Annotated in this window: 20 protein-coding genes; 4 read left to right on the top strand and 16 right to left on the bottom strand. The window is 40.0% G+C overall.

The features are described 5' to 3' along the window. Positions 1-30: 30 nt before the first annotated feature. From I6E72_RS18235 to I6E72_RS18215, 5 genes are all read right to left on the bottom strand, one after another. Positions 31-1,248 carry an aspartate kinase gene (locus I6E72_RS18235; protein ID WP_101217461.1) on the bottom strand — a complete coding sequence of 406 codons (1,218 nt, stop codon included), beginning with the start codon at positions 1,246-1,248 and terminating at the stop codon, positions 31-33. A 6-nt stretch (positions 1,249-1,254) separates the two neighbouring features. Then, on the bottom strand, positions 1,255-3,855 hold the full coding sequence (gene alaS, locus I6E72_RS18230) for an alanine--tRNA ligase (RefSeq protein ID WP_024594513.1): 2,601 nt from the start codon (positions 3,853-3,855) through the stop codon (positions 1,255-1,257). A 19-nt stretch (positions 3,856-3,874) separates the two neighbouring features. Next, the gene (locus I6E72_RS18225) at positions 3,875-4,327 is read right to left on the bottom strand and encodes a regulatory protein RecX (RefSeq protein ID WP_121954069.1); all 453 of its coding nucleotides are present in this window, start codon (positions 4,325-4,327) and stop codon (positions 3,875-3,877) included. Beyond that, entirely contained in the window at positions 4,327-5,115 is a 789-nt protein-coding gene (locus I6E72_RS18220; protein WP_007378958.1) for a BPSS1780 family membrane protein, read from the bottom strand. The genes I6E72_RS18225 and I6E72_RS18220 overlap by 1 nt, the downstream gene beginning before the upstream one ends. Positions 5,116-5,196: 81 nt before the next feature. Continuing rightward, positions 5,197-5,820 (bottom strand): GTP cyclohydrolase II, encoded by a 624-nt coding sequence (locus I6E72_RS18215; RefSeq protein ID WP_007583803.1) that lies wholly within the window; start codon positions 5,818-5,820, stop codon positions 5,197-5,199. A 248-nt stretch (positions 5,821-6,068) separates the two neighbouring features. Between I6E72_RS18215 and I6E72_RS18210 the strand changes: the two genes are divergently transcribed. Continuing rightward, positions 6,069-7,184, top strand: a complete 1,116-nt coding sequence (locus I6E72_RS18210) for an energy transducer TonB (protein WP_197113613.1) — start codon at positions 6,069-6,071, stop codon at positions 7,182-7,184. A gap of 67 nt (positions 7,185-7,251) precedes the next feature. On the opposite strand, the gene I6E72_RS18205 is transcribed toward I6E72_RS18210, so the two are convergent. The 3 genes from I6E72_RS18205 to I6E72_RS18195 form a co-directional block, all read right to left on the bottom strand. Then, positions 7,252-7,761, bottom strand: a complete 510-nt coding sequence (locus I6E72_RS18205; RefSeq protein WP_007583799.1) for a hypothetical protein — start codon at positions 7,759-7,761, stop codon at positions 7,252-7,254. Positions 7,762-7,860: 99 nt separating this feature from the next. Continuing rightward, positions 7,861-8,310 (bottom strand): low molecular weight protein-tyrosine-phosphatase, encoded by a 450-nt coding sequence (locus tag I6E72_RS18200; RefSeq protein WP_197113611.1) that lies wholly within the window; start codon positions 8,308-8,310, stop codon positions 7,861-7,863. A gap of 34 nt (positions 8,311-8,344) precedes the next feature. Then, entirely contained in the window at positions 8,345-8,851 is a 507-nt protein-coding gene (locus I6E72_RS18195; protein ID WP_007583795.1) for a DUF3087 domain-containing protein, read from the bottom strand. Positions 8,852-9,006: 155 nt separating this feature from the next. On the opposite strand from I6E72_RS18195, the gene I6E72_RS18190 reads away from it, so the two are divergent. Genes I6E72_RS18190 through I6E72_RS18180 form a run of 3 tightly spaced genes read left to right on the top strand, consistent with a single transcriptional unit; the run spans position 9,007 to position 10,845 of the window. Continuing rightward, positions 9,007-9,642, top strand: coding sequence for an energy transducer TonB (locus tag I6E72_RS18190; RefSeq protein ID WP_197113608.1), 636 nt, complete (start codon positions 9,007-9,009; stop codon positions 9,640-9,642). A 14-nt stretch (positions 9,643-9,656) separates the two neighbouring features. Continuing rightward, positions 9,657-10,235, top strand: coding sequence for a sigma-70 family RNA polymerase sigma factor (locus I6E72_RS18185; protein WP_170072940.1), 579 nt, complete (start codon positions 9,657-9,659; stop codon positions 10,233-10,235). Then, the gene (locus tag I6E72_RS18180; protein ID WP_197113605.1) at positions 10,222-10,845 is read left to right on the top strand and encodes a hypothetical protein; all 624 of its coding nucleotides are present in this window, start codon (positions 10,222-10,224) and stop codon (positions 10,843-10,845) included. The genes I6E72_RS18185 and I6E72_RS18180 overlap by 14 nt, the downstream gene beginning before the upstream one ends. Before the next feature lie 86 nt (positions 10,846-10,931). On the opposite strand, the gene I6E72_RS18175 is transcribed toward I6E72_RS18180, so the two are convergent. The 8 genes from I6E72_RS18175 to I6E72_RS18140 all read right to left on the bottom strand — a co-directional run bounded on the left by I6E72_RS18175 (position 10,932) and on the right by I6E72_RS18140 (position 22,385). After that, positions 10,932-12,599 carry a KAP family P-loop NTPase fold protein gene (locus I6E72_RS18175; protein WP_197113602.1) on the bottom strand — a complete coding sequence of 556 codons (1,668 nt, stop codon included), beginning with the start codon at positions 12,597-12,599 and terminating at the stop codon, positions 10,932-10,934. Between the two features lie 232 nt (positions 12,600-12,831). Beyond that, complete coding sequence (locus I6E72_RS18170) at positions 12,832-14,574, bottom strand: potassium/proton antiporter (RefSeq protein ID WP_197113599.1); 1,743 nt, start codon at positions 14,572-14,574, stop codon at positions 12,832-12,834. Positions 14,575-15,041: 467 nt separating this feature from the next. Then, complete coding sequence (locus I6E72_RS18165) at positions 15,042-15,749, bottom strand: hypothetical protein (RefSeq protein WP_024599053.1); 708 nt, start codon at positions 15,747-15,749, stop codon at positions 15,042-15,044. Between the two features lie 161 nt (positions 15,750-15,910). Then, positions 15,911-16,774 carry a hypothetical protein gene (locus I6E72_RS18160; RefSeq protein ID WP_197113596.1) on the bottom strand — a complete coding sequence of 288 codons (864 nt, stop codon included), beginning with the start codon at positions 16,772-16,774 and terminating at the stop codon, positions 15,911-15,913. A gap of 12 nt (positions 16,775-16,786) precedes the next feature. Then, complete coding sequence (locus I6E72_RS18155; protein ID WP_197113593.1) at positions 16,787-17,812, bottom strand: LysM peptidoglycan-binding domain-containing protein; 1,026 nt, start codon at positions 17,810-17,812, stop codon at positions 16,787-16,789. Between the two features lie 161 nt (positions 17,813-17,973). Then, positions 17,974-19,350, bottom strand: a complete 1,377-nt coding sequence (locus I6E72_RS18150; protein ID WP_007583783.1) for a Na+/H+ antiporter NhaC family protein — start codon at positions 19,348-19,350, stop codon at positions 17,974-17,976. A gap of 191 nt (positions 19,351-19,541) precedes the next feature. Then, positions 19,542-21,200, bottom strand: coding sequence for a penicillin binding protein PBP4B (gene pbp4b, locus I6E72_RS18145; protein WP_197113590.1), 1,659 nt, complete (start codon positions 21,198-21,200; stop codon positions 19,542-19,544). Between the two features lie 9 nt (positions 21,201-21,209). Beyond that, on the bottom strand, positions 21,210-22,385 hold the full coding sequence (locus I6E72_RS18140; protein ID WP_197113587.1) for an exo-beta-N-acetylmuramidase NamZ family protein: 1,176 nt from the start codon (positions 22,383-22,385) through the stop codon (positions 21,210-21,212). Positions 22,386-23,064: the final 679 nt, after the last annotated feature.

The following is a 23,064-nucleotide window of genomic DNA, read 5'->3' as shown; positions in this document are numbered from 1 at the left end:
TAGACTGAAAAGTAAGTAAAAACTCTCAATCTATCCATTTTCTGTTAAAAATGCTTTGTGTAATGCACGAACTGCCAACTCTAGGTACTTTTCATCTATTAAAACTGAAATTTTGATCTCAGAAGTCGAGACTAAAACCACATTAATATTTTCCTGCGCTAATGCATCAAAAAATAAACTTGCTACACCAGAATGCGATTTCATACCCATTCCAACAGCAGAAACTTTAGCGACTGTTGGTAATCCGCTTATATTTTGAGCACTGAGTTGAGCTTGATCTTCGCTCAATAATTCAAGTGCTTGCAGATAATCATTCGAGTGCACAGTAAAAGCATAGTCTATTTTTTCAAAGATATGATTAACTTGATTAATCATATCTATTTCGATGCCATTATCAGCAAAAAGTTTCAATATTTTTGAAAGATATTGCGTACCGCTTGGCACACCATCTACTTTAATTAAACATTCGTCACGATTAAACGCAATCCCCGATACCACCTTGCTTGGCATATCGTTCTCCTCAAAACTTATTAATGTGCCTTCATCAGGATTAAAACTAGAAAGCACCCTAAGTGGCACATTGTGTCTACCTGCAGCTTCTACCGAGCGAATATGCAAAACTTTCGCGCCTAAACTTGCCAGCTCCAGCATTTCGGCAAAAGTAACTTGGCTCATTCTGCGCGCGTTAGGTTCAACACGAGGATCTGTAGTATATACGCCGTCAACGTCTGTATAGATCTGGCATTCGTCGGCTTTTATAGCCGCTGCTATTTCTACAGCCGATGTATCGGTGCCGCCGCGTCCAAGCGTTGTAATATTGCCCTCAACGTCACGCCCCTGAAAGCCAGCAATAATAGCAATACGGTTATGCTCAAGCTCATGCTTTAAACGTGTAGCGGCAACGTCTTCAATACGGGCTTTACCAAACATGTTGTCGGTTAGAATATTGACTTGATCGGCTAATAAGCTTACAGCTGAATGACCACGTTTGATAATAGCCATAGCAAGCAGTGATACAGAAACCTGCTCTCCGGTGCTAATAAGTACATCTAGTTCACGGCTACTCGGGCGAGTATCAATTTGTTTGGCGAGGTTAATTAAGCGGTTGGTTTCTCCCGACATAGCAGAGAGAACCACAACCACTTGATGTCCTTGTTGTCTGGTTTTAACAACAAGGTCGGCGACTGCTTCAATTCGCTCTATTGAGCCGACCGAAGTGCCACCGAATTTTTGAACAATAAGTGCCACTTAGGCTTAAGTACGCTCAGTTAACCAAGCTGTAACGCTATCTAGTGCAGCAGCAAGATTTTGTGGCTCACTACCACCAGCTTGTGCCATATCTGGACGACCGCCACCTTTACCACCTACTTGACCTGCCATATGGTTAACTAACTCACCGGCTTTTACTTTGCCTGTTAAGTCTTTCGTTACACCGGCAATTAGGCTTACTTTGTCGCCACTGGCAACACCCAGTGCAATAACACCTGAGCCAATCTTGTTTTTAAGGTCATCAACCATACCGCGAAGCGCTTTAGATTCAGTACCTTCAACGTTTGCTACAAGTAGCTTAACGCCATTAATTTCAACAATCGAATCAAGTAAAGACGCGCCCGCTGCACTTGCTAGCTTATCGCTAAGCTGTGCAATTTGCTTTTCAAGGCCTTTAGATTTTTCAAGCAACGCAGTTACTTTTTCAAGTACCGATGCGCTATCGCCTTTAACTAAAGCTGCAACATCGCTAAGTTGTTGCTCTTGCTCGCTAACGTACGCTACAGCCTCTGCACCGGTTACCGCTTCAATTCGGCGAACACCTGCGGCAATACCGCTTTCAGATACAATTTTGAATAAACCAATATCGCCAGCGCGCTCAACGTGAGTACCACCACAAAGCTCAATAGAGTAGTCGCCAATAGTAACTACACGTACTTCGTCATCGTACTTTTCGCCAAACAATGCCATAGCACCTTTCGCTTTAGCATCATCAATAGCCATAAGCTCAGTATTAAGTGCAAAGTTACGACGAATTTCGTCATTAACTACACGCTCAATTTCACGTAGCTCATCTTTAGTAACTGCTTCAAAATGCGAAAAGTCAAAACGTAAACGATCTGGCTGAACAAGCGAGCCTTTTTGGCCTACATGGTCACCTAATAATTGGCGTAGTGCTTCGTGTAAAATATGCGTAGCTGTGTGGTTTTTCTTAATGCTGTCGCGGCGCGTATCATCAATAGTTGCGTCAACTTTGTCATTAACACCAATACGGCCTTGTACAGTACCGTGGTGAGCAAAAGCATTACCAAGCTTAGTGGTATTAGTAACATTAAATTCGCCACCAGCAACTGTAATAGTACCCGTGTCACCCGTTTGACCGCCTGATTCAGCGTAAAACGGTGTGCGGTCTAGTACTACAATACCTTGTTGACCATCTTCTAATAACTGAACAGCTTCGCCACCGGCAAAAATTTCAATAACGGTCGCGCTGTAATGTGTGCTGTCGTAACCTTTAAAGTCAGTGTGTTTATCTGATTTTAATTGGTCATTGTAATCTGCACCAAATTTACCTGCTTGCTGCGCTGTTTTACGTTGTACAGCCATACACTCTTCAAAGCCTTGATGATCAATTGTCATCTGGCGCTCACGCGCAACATCGGCCGTTAAATCAGCTGGGAAACCGTACGTATCGTAAAGTTTAAATACTAAGTCGCCCGGTATAATATCGCCTTTAAGGTCGCTTAAGCTTTCTTCTAAAATAGCTAAGCCACGCTCAAGTGTTTTACCAAACTGTTCTTCTTCAATGCGTAATACTTTTTCAATAATTTCTTGTTGCTTAGCAAGCTCAGGGTACGCTTGACCCATTTGCTCAATTAGCGCAGCAACTAATTTATAGAAAAACGAACCTTGTGCACCTAACTTGTTACCGTGGCGCACAGCACGACGAATAATACGGCGCAGTACATAACCACGGCCTTCGTTAGATGGCATAACACCGTCTGAGATTAAAAACGCACACGAACGAATATGATCCGCCACTACGCGTAGTGACTTGTCGTCCATGTCTTGTGCATTAGTAACACTTGCAGCAGCAGCAATTAAGCCTTGAAATAAATCGATTTCGTAGTTTGAATGCACGCCCTGCAAAATAGCAGAAATACGCTCAAGGCCCATTCCCGTATCAACAGATTGCTTAGGTAGAGGCAACATTGTACCGTCGCTTTGACGGTTGTATTGCATAAATACAAGGTTCCAAATTTCGATGAAACGGTCGCCGTCTTCCTCAGGAGAGCCCGGAGGCCCGCCCCAAATATGCTCGCCGTGATCATAAAATATTTCAGAACACGGACCACACGGGCCAGTATCGCCCATAGACCAAAAGTTGTCTGAGGTCGCAATACGAATAATACGATCCTCAGGTAAGCCAATTTCGTTAGCCCAGTAACCAAACGCTTCTTCATCATCGTGATAAATAGTTACTAAAAGTTTTTCTTTAGGTAGGCTTACTACCTCAGTTAAAAACTCCCATGCAAATTTAATCGCGTCTTGCTTAAAGTAATCACCAAAGCTGAAGTTACCTAACATTTCAAAAAATGTATGGTGGCGAGCAGTGTAGCCTACGTTTTCTAAATCGTTATGCTTACCGCCAGCACGTACACAGCGCTGCGAGCTTGTCGCACGTGTATAAGGGCGGCTTTCTGCGCCTAAAAATACATCTTTAAATTGCACCATGCCGGCATTGTTAAATAACAACGTGGCATCGTTACCCGGTATAAGCGAGCTAGAAGGTACTATTTGATGTTGCTTGCTGGCAAAAAAGTCTAAAAACTGTTGCCTAATTTGTGCGGTAGTCATGTGCTGCATTTGAAAGTCTCACCTGTATTTACTGTGCTTGCATTGCAAAATTAATTTCATCGTAGCTAAAACCCCGATACATTAAGTAGCGCACGCGCTTAGCTTTATCTTTGTAATCGAGATCTGGCGGTGTATTTGAATATTTTTTATTGTACGCATCCTGCGCAAGCTCAAACCAATCTACTTCAAGCTCTTCAACTACCAATTCAAGTAGCGAACGATCAATCCCTTTGCCCATAGCTTCGCTTTGTATTCGCTTAAGCCCGTGGCATTTAAATATGTGTTTTCTTACAAAGCCTTCACAGTATCGCTGCTCGTTAATAAAATTATGCTTTTCGCACCAATCAAGCAGCGTTTCAATAAACTCTTCTGTGGCTTCTTTTTGCTGTAATTTTAGCGTTAACTCACGACGCGAATATTCTTGGCGCCCTAGTAACCAAAGTACATAGTTTTTTAGTTTTTGCTTTAATTTATCATCCATTAAGCGTCAAAACGCCCGCTTGTTTCACTGCTAAGTGGCTTAACATTAATGTCGTCACTTGGTGGTACAACAGGCATAAAAATGGCTTGATAAGATACAAAAAAGCTAATGTAGCAAATCGGCATTAAAATCAACAGTGGTAAGAACGATAAGAACATCGAAAGCGCCATAAATAATGCGCAAATAAGGCCAAAAACGCCAAGTGGCAAAATGTTATGATAAAACACCATTAACGATTTTTTAAGCGCCGTTAAAATACGTGTTTCTTTACTAAAATAAACAAGCGGTACAGCGTAAGCAAACGCCGTTAAATAAATTAGCATTGCCATAAAAAACAAAATGACATTCGCGCCCGAAATACTCTCAAGCATTTGTTCAAGTGCTACGTTTGGATCTAGTCCTGGTTGGCTCATAACAGCCACTGCATCGGCAAATAAGCCATTAGCAAGTAACGCCATTAAAATGCCCGCACCCATTTGATAAAGTGCTAAACGCAATAACCCTAAACGATTTCCCTTAGCCGTAAATGGCTTGAGAATATCGGCTAGCATAATTTTTCCGCCCTGCTGCTTACTAAGCACCGCTTGGTAAAACCCTGCGGTTAAAAATGGCGTAGCTAGTGCTGCTACTACTTGCAGCAGCGGTAAAAATAAAGACAGCAGCCCTACAATACCAATAAATAAATGCATAAAAATAAAGGTTGCTGGCTGGGTTTTAAAAATAAGCCATCCGGCTTTTAACCACTTTAGCCCTGCATCGGCTTTAAAAATTCGTAATTGTGTAGACATACTTGCTCTTAATTTAAAACGAAACACGCCAAGTATAACTTGGCGTGAGGGGGTATTAATAGACGAAACGTAATTAAATGATTAAGGTTTTTTAATTTTCTTAATATCTAACATATGCGCGCCATGCTTAATTTTTGTTTCTAGGTACGATTTATTACCCGCAACACCCGCTTTAATGTGCGCATGCGTGCCCACAACCGAGTCAACATTAATACCGGCATCTTTTAATGCGTTAAGCTTTTTAGGATTATTGGTCATTAATTTAACGTGGCTTAAATTAAGCGCATTAAGCATTAATACCGCATCCGAAAAATCACGTAAATCATCAGCAAAGCCTAAATGATTATTAGCTTCGTAGGTGTTCATACCTTGCGATTGCAGTACGTAAGCATCAATTTTGTTGTATAAACCAATGCCACGGCCTTCTTGGCGTAAATACAATAAAATACCGCCTTGCTCGTGCATCATTTCAATACACTCATTTAGCTGCTCGCCGCAATCACAACGCGATGAGTAAAATACATCGCCTGTTAAACACTCTGAATGCATACGAATAAGCGGTACATCTTGCTCTGTATCAGCGTTGTTAAACACCATAGCAATATGTTCTTTACCATCTTTTAAATCAGTAAATGAGATTATTTCTGCAGGGATATCACTATTTCTGCCAACATTAAGCTGGACTCTTGCTCTTACTTGCGCCACGACAAATCCAAATATTTAAATAACTACGACACGACAATAAAGTGATAATATCACAAAATAGGATAAATACACCGTAGTACAAGACTGTTTATGGCAAATATATGGCGACGACAGGCGTTATTTTCAATGATTGTTAGCAATAAATTAATACAAATAACAGCCAATGTTATTTACGTTGATTTACCTTAATCAGTGACACTTACAGGCGCGTTTGGTATTTTATATTTTAAACAACGATAGGGATTATTATGAAACGTCAGCAACTCGCTTTATTTATAGGCTTAAGTTTATCTGCTTTAAGCGCAACAACTTTAAGTACTACAGCACTTGCCAGCCAAGCAAGCGATCCTCAAACGGTATTTAGCCAAGCATACCAAAGCTATTTAGCAGCAGTTAAAGCAGACGAAAACGTACAACAAACTGCCAAACTTGCTTACACATCAGGTAAAGCCGTTTACGGTAAAAGCGACGACAATACTGCCAACTTAGCTATTAATTACGCTAAAGCAATAAAAGGCTACGGCGATGAGCTAAACGAAGAGCGTTTTGCACTCTATAACGAAGCCCATACTATTTTAGCTGCAAACCACGGTAAACTATCAATAGAAACAATTGATGCACTACTCGGCCAAGCTAACTACACAACATCAGCTTACAAAGCAGCTAACTTTTTAGAACAAGTAATAGATATAGCTAAAACACAAAATAAGCCTAAATTTGTAGCCGACATGAAACTAGAAGCAGCATCACTGCTTGCTAAAAAGTTTAGCTCTAAAAAATATCGCGAAGCGAAAAACTACCTAGAAGAAGCCGACGAATACTACCGTGAAAATCTGCCTAGTAGCTCGGTAGAGCAAATTAAAGCTAATTTTTTAATAGCCGCATTTGCCGAAGGTAGTAAAAAGTATAATCAGGCAATTGAGCGCTTAAACAACATAGTTACCGCGTTTAACGATAACTTAAAATACGATCACAGTGCTGAGCTAACCGCTCACTCTAAACTTGTAGGTCTGTACGAAAAACAAGGCAAAAGCGAAGAAGCAACTAAACATTGCCTCGCTATCGCTCAAATGGTGCCATGGAAAGAATCGCAAGAGCAAACACCACTCTATCGTGTTAATCCTAAATACCCAGTACACAAAGCTAGATTTAGTACCGATGGTAGCGTTGTTATGGAGTTTGAGGTAGACGCCGCAGGCTTTGTAAAAAACCCAAAAGTACTTAGCTCTGAAGGCGGCAGCGCATTTGAAAAGTCAGCCAAAGCAGCGCTTGAGCAATGGCGTTACGCGCCAAAGTTTGAAAATGGTAAACCTGTTAGCGCTATTTCTCAGGTACAGCTCGACTTTAAAATTAACCGCCACTAAAAGCGGCTCATTAAAAAAGGCGCTTTATGCGCCTTTTTTAATACCAACTAATACAAATTCTACGTAGTTAAAATTCGTAACTTACGCTAATACCGCCATCGGCTCTTTTTTCGTTGCTGTCGCTTGCTTTACCATAGCCCACATCTAGCTCTAATCTAAAACCAGCGCTGTTCAATCCATTAAAGTTATAGCTGTACGTAAGCCCTATGCCGTTTGTTGTTTCTTCATCAAAAATTCCGCCAATTACACAACCTAGCGTATTAGCAAAGTCAGTTGCTACATCATTAGTTGAACTTTCACACTCTTGGTCTGTATCTCTTGCGCCAATTGCACCTACAAGCGCGCCAAAAGCATGTTTTTTATTATCGCTAACTGCTTGTTCAAAACCGGCTGAAAAACCATCATCAAGGCCTAGTTTATAGTTTGCATACCAGCGTTGTGTGTCGTCGTTAGCCGACAAAGACACTTCAGGAATAACTAAATAAGGATAGCCACCCCCAATCGAAAAACTAACATCGTTAGCAAAAGTAGAACAAGAAGCGATAGATAAAGTGAGTAGTAATATTTTTATTTTCATAAAGTTCCCTTTGAGTAAGTATAAAATGTACTTACTTTAGGAACATCATGCAATACGACAAAAAGCTCGTTAAATTTAGCTTTAGTAATAAAATAGGGATTAAATTTTAGCGAGTATTTTATCGCTAGCCGCTTCTATTAAATCGAGCACATTTTCAAAGCCATCATCGCCGCCGTAATAAGGATCGGGAATAGCGCTTTGGGCTTGCTCGCCATATTCTAAAAATAGCTCCAGCTTATAGCGTAAATGCTCAGGGCATTGCGCTGTTAAATCAGCTAAATTTTGCGTATCGGCCGCTAAAATTAAATCAAATTCAGTAAAGTCGATTGTGCGTACTTTACGTGAATAAATACCTTTAAAGCTGTAACCGCGCTTCTCCCCTGCTGCCATTGAGCGACTATCAGGCGTTTTACCTTCGTGGTAACCAATAGTCCCTGCCGAATCTACTTTAACGTTAACACCTAGCTTTTTAGCGCGGGCTTTTAATACCGCCTCTGCGGTTGGCGAGCGGCAAATATTACCTAAACAAACTATGAGTACTTTTTTCATTAAGGCTCCTCTAACTAATTTAAAAACCTAAGCTTTAAAACTGTTTTAAAATACTTGCGTCGTAATCTTCAACGTTAAGCGTTACGTTATGTTGCGCTGCAACAGATTCAAGCTCAGCTTGTTTAATGGCTAAATCGTCCATAGTGATTAGGTTATCGTCTAACTGCCACAATAACCGAGAGCCCGCGTAGCTATAGTGAATCGCTAATAACGCATCGGCATTACCTTCACGGCCAGCAGCTTTTAACTTAGCCATTTTACGGGTTATTTTGTTAAGTGCTTTTTTAAGCTCCCACACATAAACAACTTCTGTCATAAACGTATGTGTACGGTATTTATGAAGTAACCACGCAAGCCCAACGCTAGTAATAGCAACACCTATTAAGTTCCAATGAAAGTGGCTACCACTTTCATCAGGAAATAAAGCAATCAGCGTTTGCGATATAGCCAAGCTGCCTACAGCCAAACCAATACCACATCCTGCAATAACACGGTTTAAATGTTTACGGTAACGTGCTTTATTTATTTCAATGAGTTGCATAACAGCCTAAAAAGTTAAGTTTTAATATTTGCGAATGGCTATTGTAACTAAACCCCACATTTTTTATAAAATTATTTCACCCCTTTTTGATTTGCCACCCGTTATAGCTTTGAAAATACCCTAATTGTAGTGGTCAATAAAATTTGGAGCGGCTTATGCACACACTTGAAGTACCTAACAACCCAGTATTTATTAAAACATCGACTGCCGTTATCGGCGGCGCCGCTATGACCTTTGCAGCTTTTGCGTTTATGCAATATTTAATAAGTGGCGAGCAACGCGCACCGGTTAAACCAGGGGACGATATTATAGTAGAGATTTTTCAAGCACCTGAGGATTCAAAGCTAAGGCATATACAAAAAATACAGCCGCCACCGCCGATGCCTAAAGTGCCGCAAAAAGCTCCACCGCTTGATACATCAGCCGATCCTGTGTTGGCAATTAACGACTTTACGCCGGTTACAATTGACGATTTTGGTGGCGAAATTAACAACACCATTAATCGCCCAACAGGGGATGCAACACCCATAGTGCGCATAAACCCTAAATACCCAACCACAGCAGCACGCGATGGTATTGAAGGTTGGGTGCAACTAAGCTTTAGTATTTCGCCAACGGGGGAAGTAATCGACCCAGTAGTTATTAACGCCGAGCCAAAACGTACCTTTGATCGCGAAGCAATAAGAGCAATTAAACGCTGGAAATATCGCCCCAAAGTAATTGAAGGTGTGGCACAATTACAAACAGGTCAAACTGTACAGCTCGATTTTAAATTAGATAACTCTATTTAACGGACTAAACGCCTATGCTACTAAGTATTAAGTCATGGTTATTTGAAACGCCAAGCAAGGACTGCATGGCAAGTTACGCAAAAAGTGGCGACAATCGTTACTTAGAGCAGCTTATTGCCCTCTACAGTAACGACTTATACCACTACCTTGTTACGCAATCTAATACGCATTTAGCATACGACGTAAGCCAACAAACATGGCTAAAAGTAATCGAAAAACGCCACCTTTACCAAGCCCAAACCACACCCAAAGCGTGGTTGTTTAAACTTGCCCGCAACACACTCATTGACGAATACCGCAGGCAACAGCACTTTGTAGAGCTTGACGAAAACACGCATTTAGCAGCACAAAATGATAAAAGCGAAAGTGGCTTAACTATAGGCAGCTCAAACATAAGTTACGACGCGTTCGACGCCGCCCTAAAACAACTTAGCTTTGTACAGCGCGAAGCCATAACCTTGCAACAAGAAGGCTTTTCGCTCGCCGACATAGAACTTATAACGCAAAGCAGCCTTGAGACCATTAAAACAAGGCTGCGCTACGCCAAGCAAAATCTTAAACGTTTATTAGGAGCAAACAATGAACAAGCCTGATGAGCCGTTTGATCAAAAGCTCACACAACACTACAAAGAGCGAAAAGAGCGCACAACACTTACAAGCGCTCAGCAAAAATCTTTACTTAAAAAGGCCACGCACACAAAGCCTAAAAAGCTCGGCTTTACGCTACAGCTAACCAGCCTTGCCTGCGCACTGGGTGTATTTGCTTTTATTGTGTTTGATAATAACGATAGCATTAGCCACGCGCCTAAAAGCGTGCTTAACAGCGTATTTAACACCATAGACATTCACGACTATTCAATTATTAAAACACACGAAATAAACCAAGCTGGTAGCTACGCAAGCTCTATTACAGAGCAAAAAGACGCACTCGATAGCCAATTAGCTAACGATTTACGCCGCCACCAACAACGCCATATAGAATACGGCACTCTAGTGAAGGTAGATAACGACTGGTACATAGCCAGCTGCAATGATGAAGTGCTCGTGCAAATTAAGCAGTCACTGTTGAGTGATTTAAAGGGTAAACACGCGGTAGAAAGCAATATAAATACAGGCGATATGCTCGCTATGGCGCATAACGGTAAAGGGCAGATTATTGCGCTTAAACATGCGGGAAATGGGGTTAGGCAATGTGGGGCTTAGGTGGTTTGGCTCAGTTTAGGTTGGTGGTAATTTAGATAAATATTACCACCGAGAACACAGAGGCGCTTCGCGCTGCACAGAGATAGTTAACTATCGCCCATGTAATCTAATGGTGAGGAAAGCTCTATAAAATCACGATATTGCTCTTTAGTAATTTTGTTGTATTCATCTTTGATATAGATATATTCAAGCCATAATAAAGTAACTTCTGGAGAAATTCGCATTGAATGCTGAGCTAGGTTCTTTTCTGCGTTTTGCAACTCAGTTAAACCGTCATCGCTATCAGAAATCCAAACATCATAAGCACTTGATTCTAAGACAAAAATACTGCAAAAAATATTCTCAATAAATTTAGATAGTGAAATAGGATAATCGTCTTCATAGTAATCACTTACTTTTGTACCCAAATTGTCATGGTAAAATTGATTCGTATATGAGTCAGGGTCAATAAAATAGGTTAACTCGGCCGAAAAATGTTTTTCCAAAATATTTTTTTGTAAAAAGCTGCTTAAACTTATATTTTGCATATTACCCTTACTATTTGGTTCTTTCCGCTGAAATAGTCCACTAATTATTTCTTCATAAAGTGGGTGGTCTTTTTCATGGATACAAAACAAAATAGCGAGCACAATTACATCAACTTTTTTACCACTTGGTAAATTTACAATAATTGCTGTAATGCGCTCAGTAATTTGAATGGCTGTTCTTGGAGATACCTGGAATGCATCTAATACAACTGAGATATTAGCTAAAGCGGCTTCGGGTGTCTTTGTCCGAGGGAGTATCTCAATATCTTTACTTTCTAAGTACCCAGATTCAAATTTAGTAATATCGCTGTGTACTGATAAAAAATCATTTAAAACAGGTCGCTTTAAGCTATAGCGGCTATTAAAAAAACGGCCTAGGTAAATCTTAGCATCAAAGCCTTCACCATAAATTGATTTGATTGTATGTTGGAGTTGTTCTGTATCTGTTGCTACAACAAACACAATACCTTTAACATCAAAAATATGTTTAATCGTCTCTAACATTTCTACTGCATAACTTGGGCGACAACGATCTAATTCATCAATAAAAATAAATATGGGTAACGACTTATCTTCCTGCTTTTCAAACTTACTGACCCAATCAGCTAACTTAGCTTTGATTACTTCAACGCTTTTATTTTTAGCTTCATGATCTTTAATCAAGTTTTGTGCTAAAGCTTTTATAGCTGGTGAAAATTCGGAGCTATTTTGCTTTACAGAATCTTTGTCCTCACTCTCTTCATCTTCTTCAGAAAATAATAATGTATTAAGCTCTGCTAGATCAATGCCTGATATTTTTTTGGTTAACCCTTGCGCTATTGCAGGTGCTACAGCCTTAAATATTGATGCTGCTTTATTAGGTATTTTAATAGTAAATGAAGCTTGTTTACCTAGTTGCTCAATTATTGCGGCAATTACAGTTAAAAACGGGTCGTCCGAATAATCCTGCTGCCATGCATCAATATAAACAATGGGATAATCTACAGCTAAATCCTGTGACCAACGTTTTAGAAAATATGTTTTCCCCGCGCCCCACTCTGCATTTAAATTTAATACATAATTTCGCTTCTGTTCTGCTTCAGTACGACTCTCATCAAAACCCTCTTGAACCAAAAGTTTTGATAGAAACATAGCATAGCGCGCTCTGTCTAATTTATCTGCTGGGAAATATTCTTCTAATGGAGGCTTAGTTGCTTTACTCCAATTGAATTCTTTAATTTCTTTCATTTAATTCCCTTTAAATAGTCTTTTTTCCATAGTGCAATATAAAACGATCGCCGCTGAGTTCTCCGAGCTAACACCCGACGCGCCAGCAAGCTATGCGCCTACAACAAACACTACATATAACTAGCTTTGAGTGTGCTTATTGCATTGGAGACACGTTGGGTTTCGTGCCACTCAACCCAACCTACGTACGCTATAAACGTGAGCCTAGCGCTAAATAAATCATTGTTAATGATTACTGCTTTAAAAGTCGCTTTTCTGGATTATTTAAGTACTTTAAGCCAATGGTAACTATGCGTGTATGTACCATGGTTATAACGCGTATTTGCACATTACCAATAACAACAATATCGCCTTTACTGACTTCTCCTGAAAGCTTTTGGTTGATCACTTCTTCCAAGCTTATCTCTTCTGGGGCATCTATTTGCATGTGATAAGAGTAAAATATATCACCTACCAACGTTACCCCTTTCACTTTAAGTTCGTTGTGGGCTAAGTGGCTATCTTGGTGGTTTGTTTTATCGGTTGCTGTAAAAACTAAATCAACAAAAGGTCTGTTATCTGGTTTTAAAACAACAAATAAGTGGTCATTTGCTTTTAACTTAGTTGAGCCTCGTGGCGGTATGATTGACGGACCCCGTGTGATCATAGCAACAACCACACTTTCAGGAAGTGCGGCATGTGACAAGCTGCGCCCAGAAACCCGAGAAACGTCACTTAAGGTGTATTCTACAATTTCTATATCAATATCGTTTAGGGCTGTGATTTCGAGTGTTGCAGCGGCTAGGTCGGGCGGCGGCTCTACTAAATTTAGTTTTTTAGCCATCCAAGGCATTGTTGAGCCCTGTAACGTGGCTGAAATTAACACCACGAAAAAAACAACATTAAAAATAAGTTCAGCCCCTGAAAGGCCAAATAATAATGGAAATATAGCTAAAATAATGGGTACTGAGCCTCTAAGGCCAACCCAAGATACAAACAGGGTTTCGCGATTATTAAAGCCAAACAGTTTTAAAATAGGCGCTACCGCTAATGGCCGAGCAACAAAAATAAGTGCTAGTGCAATAAGCAATCCTTCTAACCATACATCAACCAACGACGACGGATTAATAAGGAGTCCTAATACAACAAACATGGTTATTTGCCCAAGCCATGCTAAGCCGTCATGAAACAGAAAAATACCGCGTTTATATACAAATTTACTGTTACCTAAAATGACGCCTGTTATAAATACAGCTAAAAATCCACTGCCGCCGAGCGTTGCAGAAAGGCCAAAAGAAAGCAGTCCAAATGCGGTTACCATCACTAAGTACAAACCCGATGCATTTAGTTTAATTCGATTAATAAACCAAACCGATACCTTACCAATTAAAAGACCACAAATAGCGCCAACACCCATTTGTTGAGCAAATAACTGCAGTAAGCCCAACCCTACTGGCATGTCATTAACGAGCATTTCGAGCAATCCAACCGTTAGAAAAATAGCCATTGGATCGTTCGATGCACTTTCTATTTCAAGGGTAGATTTAAGCTTTTTATTTAAGTGAATACCTGCACTTCGTAAAAGTGCAAACACTGCTGCGGCATCTGTAGAGCCAACAATAGCGCCCAGTAATACACCTTGTAATATGGGCAGGTCTAAAATATAAGTGGCCACAAGGCCTGTAATTACAGCGGTAAATAACACCCCGACAGTTGCTAAAGCAGACGCGGGTTTCCACACTTGTTTAATTGAACTGGTAGGCGTTTGTAAACCGCCATCAAATAGAATAATGGCAAGCGCAAGAGTACCCAAAGCATGTGCAGCCTCTGCGTTATCAAACGAAATACCTGCAATACCATCTTCACCTGCGAGCATGCCTACAAGTAAAAATAGCACCAGCACAGGTAAGCCAACGCGTGCAGATAACTTGCTCGAGATCACTCCTAGTAAAATTAATATGGCACTAACGAGAATGATATTATCAATTGCAAACATAGTGTGGATTTACAGCCTTATATGAGTTATACCAATCCGCAATAATACTTAATCATTTTACGGGGCTAAACGTGTCGCTATCGGCGTTAAAAAAATTCTCATTTAGAACAACTAAGTAGCGATTTTTTTGCCTAGCTATCAACACGTTTTTCCAGCCTCAAAATAGATCACTTAATTAAGCGAATTGGTACTAAAAAGTAAGAATTTATAGCTATTAAAAAGCTTAAAGCTCATGCTATACAATAACCTAAAAAATATAAATACGGGTAATTAAGTCTATATTTAAGTGGTTTAGATAATAGAGAGAGTGTTATTGAACTTAATATTACTTAGCTTAGCTCCATTCAACTTAACTTTATTTGTTTTTAAAAACAAAAAACCTGCAATTAAGCAGGCTTTTCAATAATCGTAAGTTACAGGTATAACGTACTTACACTTTCTTTTAAAACGCTGCTTACAGTCTAATCTTATGAAAGTCCATGCTCGATATCCCTAAAGGTCCATTGACCATTAGGATCTGCTATATCAATTAACTCACACGCTTTTTTATTCCAAGCGGCTAGCCATGTAATATAATTTGTTAGTTGGTGATAAGCTCGGTCTGGCGCATCAGAGCGAATTCTAGACATTGAAAAACCTGAATACGTAGCACCACTTCCTACCCAACTAACAATTGATGAAACAGCTCCACCGCCTGGAACTACAAAACCAACAGTCGTTGTTACTAGCCCTAATATAGTCGCTGTTTTTTCAACAGCATTACCCGTTTTCATTATGTCGCCACTTATAACCGGGTGCAACAAAGCTAGTAAGTTAACTGCTTGTGGTTGATTAGAAGCAACTGCAACATCATTTGACGTTTTTGAAGTATTTGTAGGTGCACCTCTTCCTCGCATTGCAGGAAGTAAGCTATTAAAGGATTTTTGGCTACTATTACTTGTTGAAAAAGTAACTGATTGTGTACTTAAGCCACCTGCTTTAACTCTTTTTTCATCGCGTGGCGTTACAGTTGATTTATAAGTACGTTGTAATCGACGATAAACAGCTGCACTACATTGCGTCATTTGTATTGCTAAAGCAGCTTGATCTTTAAAGGCTTTACCAATCGCACGTTCAGAAAGTTGCGTTAGCTGTGTTTTTTTCTTTAGCGCATGTTGGCCGATAATTATATCCACTAAAATATCCTTATTAATCATTTTATGGTCAAAATTATATCATGTTGGTCAATAATATTAATATCTAAAAACAAATATTTGGATTGTTTTTTATTCAACTTGTATAAATTCATATTAAATACTAAACAATTTTACAAACGTAATATACTAATTACAAAGCACTATCTAATTATTTGTGGCTTAACGTTACTCACGTCTAAATGAATCGTCATTTCTACATTATCAGGTTCTACGGCAACATCGCTTAAACCCGTTCTCGCAAAATAATCTTCAAAGTTTTGCTGATATTTGGCCGAAAACTGCGTATACGCGGTAATAAATACACTCAACTTTTTAGCTATAATCGGATACGTTGCAGCGAGTTCTCGTAGTTTTTCAGGCTCTGCAAAAGCAAATTCGGCGTAAATATTAAAATCATTACCCATAGATGTTTTACCATAATCAGATAAAAAGCCCGCGCTATAATCTGGCGCTAACTCATCTTTTGTAAGTGCCTCAAAATTTGATTTTGCAGGTTTCCAATCTCTATTTAATAAACTTTGCCATGTCATTACGCTAAATGGTGAGTTATTAAATATGAGTGAACTAAGTTCATGATGTACTCCACGATGCGCATTTTCATAGTTAGCTTTTGTTCCATTCCATTGTGCAACATTAGATAAAGCTATCCACCTAGAACCATAAGTTCCGCCAGCCGCAGCACCTTCAATAGTTATAGAGCCAGCAATATAGATAGTATCAATTACTTCAGAAATAAATCCTTCTGGGTAAACTCCCAAGGCAGACTCAATCCCATCAAGAGTTTCAGGTGCACTATCTAAAGAGGTTATAGTCACTTCAACATTCGCTAAACTTCCCTCTTCTTCGGTAAAATCTTTCGAATAAAATTGCTTTGGATTATCTGTTTTTATATTGAGCTGGTATGTTTCTGCTAACCTATTAGCTTGTTCTATTTCACTTTCTATATCTAAGCATCCGTAGATAAATAGTAATAAAGTAAATACAATAAAAGCTTTAATTTTCATGTATGGCCTACTTTAATGTGCATGTCTAAGTGTTGCAGCTGGTACTACTGAAATAGTAAACCTAACAACCGCTGGTAATGATGCTGATATTACGACAGCCCTCGCTGTTCCCCATAAAGCAACCCCCCTAGCAGTCATACCCGCAGCCAATGCAAAACTAGCAGGATCATCTGCAACACCTGCACCAAATGTAACGTAATCCTCAACAATAGTCCCTACAACAATTACAGTTGCCCCAGCAAATAACCCAACGGCCACAATCTTATCCCAAGGGGTTGAGTTATCCGGTTTCCCTTTCCGTGTACCAATATCACCAGCAGATGTAAATGTCACCTCTAATACAAATGACACATTTTCAGCAATATAATTGAATTGATTTATTTTTCCTTTTAGTTGCTGAAGTCGCACCTCATATTTCAATTTAGGTATCGGAGAGCTAGACGTCATTTCTATTCCCACCGAGGTAGTTGGTCTATTTGGTGTGGTACTTTTAGAAACAATATTAGTTCCAAGAGTTAACTCATTAGTTTTTTTGTCGAAAGCTAGTTTCGTTTCGCCAATTAACGATCCAAAAGCTTTATTTGCTTGAGAGGAGACAGTTGCTTCTAATTTTTTATCATTCACTACATAATTAACAGGGTATTTATCCACACTAGACAAAGTAATGTTACCCGTCATTTTAACCTCTACGATAGCATTGGGTAAAACGATAGGAGGATGTGTTATATCATCTAGTTTATAGCTAATAGTAATTGGAGATTTTAATGTTCTCAGATTTTCTGAGGGGGATTTCTTAGGCCTTACTTGAGGTTTTCCTATATCTTTTTGATTTTTAATCGCTTGGCCAAGCAAGGGTATAAGTATTTTTTGCCCTGGATAAATTAGGTCAGGATTAGTTATAGGCTTATTAGTAATAGCTAAAACTTCTTTTCGGTTATTAAACCTCCACAACCTAGGCCATTCCATTGGAGACCCTAAGTGCTTAGAAGATATATCCCATAATGTATCACCTTTTTTTACAATGTATTCCTTTACCATTTTTATCCCTAATATATTTAAATTCCATTATGGGCATAAATATACGAGGACAATCCCACCTTGTCAATTTAGCTTCATTCTATTGAAGAGTATTCATTTATAATTTTAATAAACAAAAAAGCCTGCAATAAGCGGCTTTTGACTATTTAAGCAATTGTATTTTATAAAACAATAATGCTTGTTACTAAGTACGCTAAAAACGTAAGGCCGCCACCAAATAAGGCATATGGTAGCTGCGTTTTAACGTGGGTGAGTAAGTCACACCCCGATGCAATAGCCGATACAGCGCTGGTGTCGGATATAGGCGAACAGTGATCGCCAAATATACCACCACCCAAAATAGCGCCTACCACAAGCGATGGTGGTAAACCTAGCGCTTGAATAAGTGGCACACCAATTGGGATTAATATAGCAAACGTGCCCCACGATGTACCCGTAGTAAACGACATTACTGCACCGGTTAAAAACAGCACCGGTACTATTAAGTAAATAGGTAGGTAGTCGCCAACAAGCGACGCTACAAATACTCCAGTACCCAATTCTTTTAAGCTTGCGCCAAGTGTAAGCGAAAGCAGTACAATGGCGACTAACGGCATTAATTCGCCCATACCTTTAAAACCGGTATCAACTAATTGATGATGGGTAAATTTACGTGAGCCAATCATTAAAAAGTAAGCAACAACAATGGCTAAAACCGTTGCATATAATACTGATTTAGAACCGCTGCCCTCGGCTAGTACACCATTACCGGTGTAGTACATAAAGCCAACCATGCTGGTAATAAGCGTAATAAGCGGGATTAACATGTAACGCGCTTTAGAGGCTTTTATTTCATCTTTTAAGTCGGTTGTTTGAAGCTCTAGTTTTTCTTCGGCTTCTTTCATTGGACCGTGCACTTTATCAAACGCGATTGTGTAAAAAACAATAACAAGGGTAATTATGGCGTAAAAGTTATACCCAACGCTGCCCCACAATACCGATACAGCCGACTCACCTAGCTCGTAGTTACCTAACAAACCAAGTACAAATGCGCCCCAGCCGTTAAGTAGTATTAAAATACACACTGGCGCACTGGTGCTGTCAATAATATACGCTAGACGCGCTCGACTCATTTTAAATTTGTCGAACAAGCCTCGCGATAAAATACCCGAGGTGAGTACGCTCAGGTTAGATTCTATAAACACCGCAATGCCGGTAAACATGGTTAAAAAGCCCACTTGGCGCTTACTTTTTGCAATGCCTTTGTTCATTAGCATATTAACAGTTGCTGCAACGCCGCCAGATTCGCGAATGTAGGCAAGCAGTGCACCAATTAAAATACTAAATATTAATATGCGTGTATTACCTGGCGAGCTGGCAACCGAAATAATACGTTCAATGGTATTTAAAAAAGTATCAAACAAGCTATTACCTTCGCCCTGAAAGGCGAGTAAAAACTCAGAAGAAGCAACAGCAACAAGTAGCGCCATAATCACTTCTTTTCGCCAAAACACGATAGCAATCGCAATTAGCGGCGGTAAAATAGAATACCAATGCATAAAAAGTTAACCTTAATTATTAGCGAGTAAACCTCGCTTTGTACGCGTTTTAACGCTTATTTGTTAAGCCTAACAACATAAACCGGCTTAGTTTTATAGACCGCTTAGCTTAATGGATTGGCTTACTCAAGTCACCTGTAAATAAATCACTTAAGGTGGCACGGTTAGTACGTTTTAACCTATACGATAGCTTATTGATTTAGTAACGCTTCATAAATAAGCGACACCACCGATCCGTACTGTGCGGTTTCAAATTGTTTGCCTATAAATTCGTAACGTTTTAGCGAGCCTTTAATTGCACTATGGCGAGCATTGGTAAGTAAAACAATAGCCAAGTCGTAAGCGGGATCAATTACGGTCACTGTACCTGTCCAACCTGTGTGGCCATAAGCCTGCGCGCTTGCATAAGGGCCAAAGTGCCAACGCCTTGCTTGGTTGTTACCGGCAAGCCTAAAGCCAAGCCCGTAAGTTTCATCGCTGCTTTGCGGCGTTAAAAATTGTGCTAAGGCACTGGCACTAAATAATTGTTGGTCACCGTAGCCACCGCTATTTAATAATAGCTGGCAAAGCACAGCTAAGTCGTGGGCATTACTAAATAATCCCGCATGCCCTGCTACACCATCAAGAGAATAGTAAGCGCGCTCGTCATGCACTTGGCCTTGTAAAACTCCGGTGCGAACATTATCAAACTTAATGCGCCCGTCTCGTGTGTTGCCGCTAAGCTCGGTGGCTGCAAATTGCTGCGGCTTAAAGCCTTTTTTAAGTGGATTAAATAACGTGTTAGTTAATTTTAGTGGCGCGTACACTTGCTGCTCTAGGTACTCGTCAAGGGGCTGCCCTGTAATGCGCTCAATTAGTACGCCTAAAATCATGTAATCAATATCTGAGTAAACATGCTGCCCAGATGATTTACTACTAAAAGGCACGCTGGTAAGTAATAGCTGTTTGGTGGTTTTACTGTTTTGCGAATAAAACGCGTCGCCATTGCTGCCATCTTTACGGTGAAAGTCAAATACTGGCGGGTATCCGGCGCTGTGAGTGAGTAAGTCTTTTACTGTGCGCTTCGCTCGGCCTTCGCCTTTATATTCGCTTAGGTAGCTTTGCACGGGTTTATTAATATTTAACAGCCCTTCGCTTACTAATTTCATTAGTGCAAAGTTGGTGGCAAATATTTTGGTGTTTGAGGCAAGATCAAACAAGGTATTAGTTTGCATGGGCTCTGGGCGGAGTAGCATTAAATCACTTTGCTGATATTGCTTTGCATCGCCATAGGCGGTTAATTTTATTAGTTCACCATTTTTAACAACGGCCAACACAGCCCCAGGAAAACCCGCTTTTACATCACGCTCAATTAATTCATCTACTTCACTAAAATCTACGAGCTTTATTGGCTCATCGCTTAAAGTAGGAAATGCAAAACTTAGCGTTAAACTTGCGCCAACAGGGAAAATATTTTCAACTTTAAAAGTATTAACACCATTGTGAGTATTTTTTGCCAAACTGTAATTGTATAAGGTGTTGGCGCTTAGCTGGTTAACGTCGAGCTTTTGATTATTAATGTAAATATCGGCGCTTTGTGCGTTGTGGTTTTGTATTAATAATTGCCCGCGCCCTTTGTAAGCTTTAAACGTTCCTCGGTTATTTACATAAAACCGGCTACTTGGGTTTACCTCAGGAAACGTTACAACCACTTGTGCATTAGGCAGCTCTACAAGTTGGCTCTTTGTAAGTGGTAGCACCGAGCTAATAGGCTCAGGTGGTGTACTACAACCCACAACAATAAGGCTTAACGTAGCTATAAATACTTTTTTTATATAACTACACCTTTGATTTTTTAAAGCAATAAACATGCTTAGCCCTTATTTATATAACAAGTAAGGCGCTCTTTGCGCTTTAAATTGCGCAAGTCCCGCCTGCCAGCTTTGTTTTATTTGCGCCTCTGATTGCCCTGCTTCAATAGCTAAGCGCAATTTATTAGTACCCGCTAGTTTATCCATAAAGTCAGCGCGCTCAAAAAATGAGATGTTATTTTTACTAAGCTCCGTGTACGCATTTATTAAGTAAGTTAAATTTAGGCCTGTAATGTTTGCTTGTCTTAAATCGAGCCCTTGTACGGTTCGGTTTTTAAATTTAGGGTTTAAAGCAGCGCCTTTAATTGCGCGCGGTGTAAAATTAAAATCACCTAATGCAACTGGCGAATAGCCAATTACTTGAAATGCAAAGTCGGTGCCTCTACCAATACTGATAGGTGTTGCTTCAAAAAAGCAAAGTGATGGATAAAGCGCAATGGCTTGATCGTTAGGTAAGTTAGGGCTGGGTTTTACAGACAAGCTGTAAGTACTTTTGCGAGTGTAATGATCAACAGGGATCACCGTTAATTTTAAATCGGGCGCTTTATTGATCCAGCCCTCGCCCTTGATCATTTTGGCAAGTTCGCCAACGGTCATGCCGTGTAACACAGGAATTGGGTGCATGCCTACAAACGATTTAAATTCTGGCTCTAATATTGGCCCATCAACGTAGGCAATATTTGGGTTGGGTCTGTCGAGTACTAAAAATTCTATCCCCTGCTCTGCAGCGGCTTCCATCATGTAGTGCATAGAGCTTATGTAGGTATAAAAACGCACTCCGACATCTTGAATGTCAAAAATAATGACATCAACATCGGCTAAAGCAGCTCGGCTTGGTTTTTTATTTTTACCATAAATAGAAATAAGCGGAATACCGGTTTTGCTATCAACGGCATTTTTTACATGGGCGCCCGCATCATGATCGCCGCGAAAGCCATGCTCAGGTGCAAAAATTTTAGTTATATTAATATTTTTAGTCAGCAGCACATCTACTAAGTGAGTTTGCCCTACCATTGATGTTTGATTAACTACTAGCCCTACGCGTTTATTTTTTAACTGCGGTAAATATTTAGCATATTGCTGCGCACCTACCATAAGTGAGTTATTAGCTTCGTTGGCTTGTGCGCTGGAAATACAAATAGCGCTAAAAATAAAAAATAACGTAATAAATAGGGTTTTGAACATACTGCAATATCCTTTTAAACAAGGCGTTTAAAATAACATAGGTAATATTAAAGAGCAGCTTTAGAAAAGGGTTAGTGGACTTGAGCAGATACAGTGATTAGAAGCTGGCGCTTCTCACGCGAGCAAGCTCTGCGGCTACAACGGATAAATAAGCTCGGAGTTTGGATTTAAAGATTAGGGTTGGTTTTACTTGTAGGCGTGCAGCTTGCTGACGCGACGAGCAAAGCTCTGCGTCTACAACGGATAAATAAACTCGGAGTTTGGATTTAAAGATTTGAGCTGGTTTTACTTGTAGGCGTGCAGCTTGCTGACGCGACGAGTGAAGCTCGTAAATAAAGTATCAGTGATTAGAAGCTTCCGCTTCTCACGCGAGCAAGCTCAGCGTCTACAACGGATAAATAAACTCGGAGTTTAGATTTAAAGATTAGGGCTGGTTTTACTTGTAGGCGTGCAGCTTGCTGACGCGACGAGCAAAGCTCGTAAATAAAGTATCAGTGATTAGAAGCTTCCGCTTCTCACGCGAGCAAGCTCTGCGGCTACAGGAGTGGTAGTTTACATTTCACTTTATTTAGGCACAAAAAAACCTACTTAATGTCGGCTTGTTTATGAAAGTGGTGGGCGCAGGAGGATTCGAACCTCCGACCGCTCGGTTCGTAGCCGAGTACTCTATCCAGCTGAG

Source organism: Pseudoalteromonas sp. NSLLW24 (genome assembly GCF_015864725.1).
Classification (GTDB): Bacteria; Pseudomonadota; Gammaproteobacteria; order Enterobacterales; family Alteromonadaceae; genus Pseudoalteromonas; species Pseudoalteromonas arctica.
This window is presented reverse-complemented; position numbering and strand designations above follow the sequence as displayed.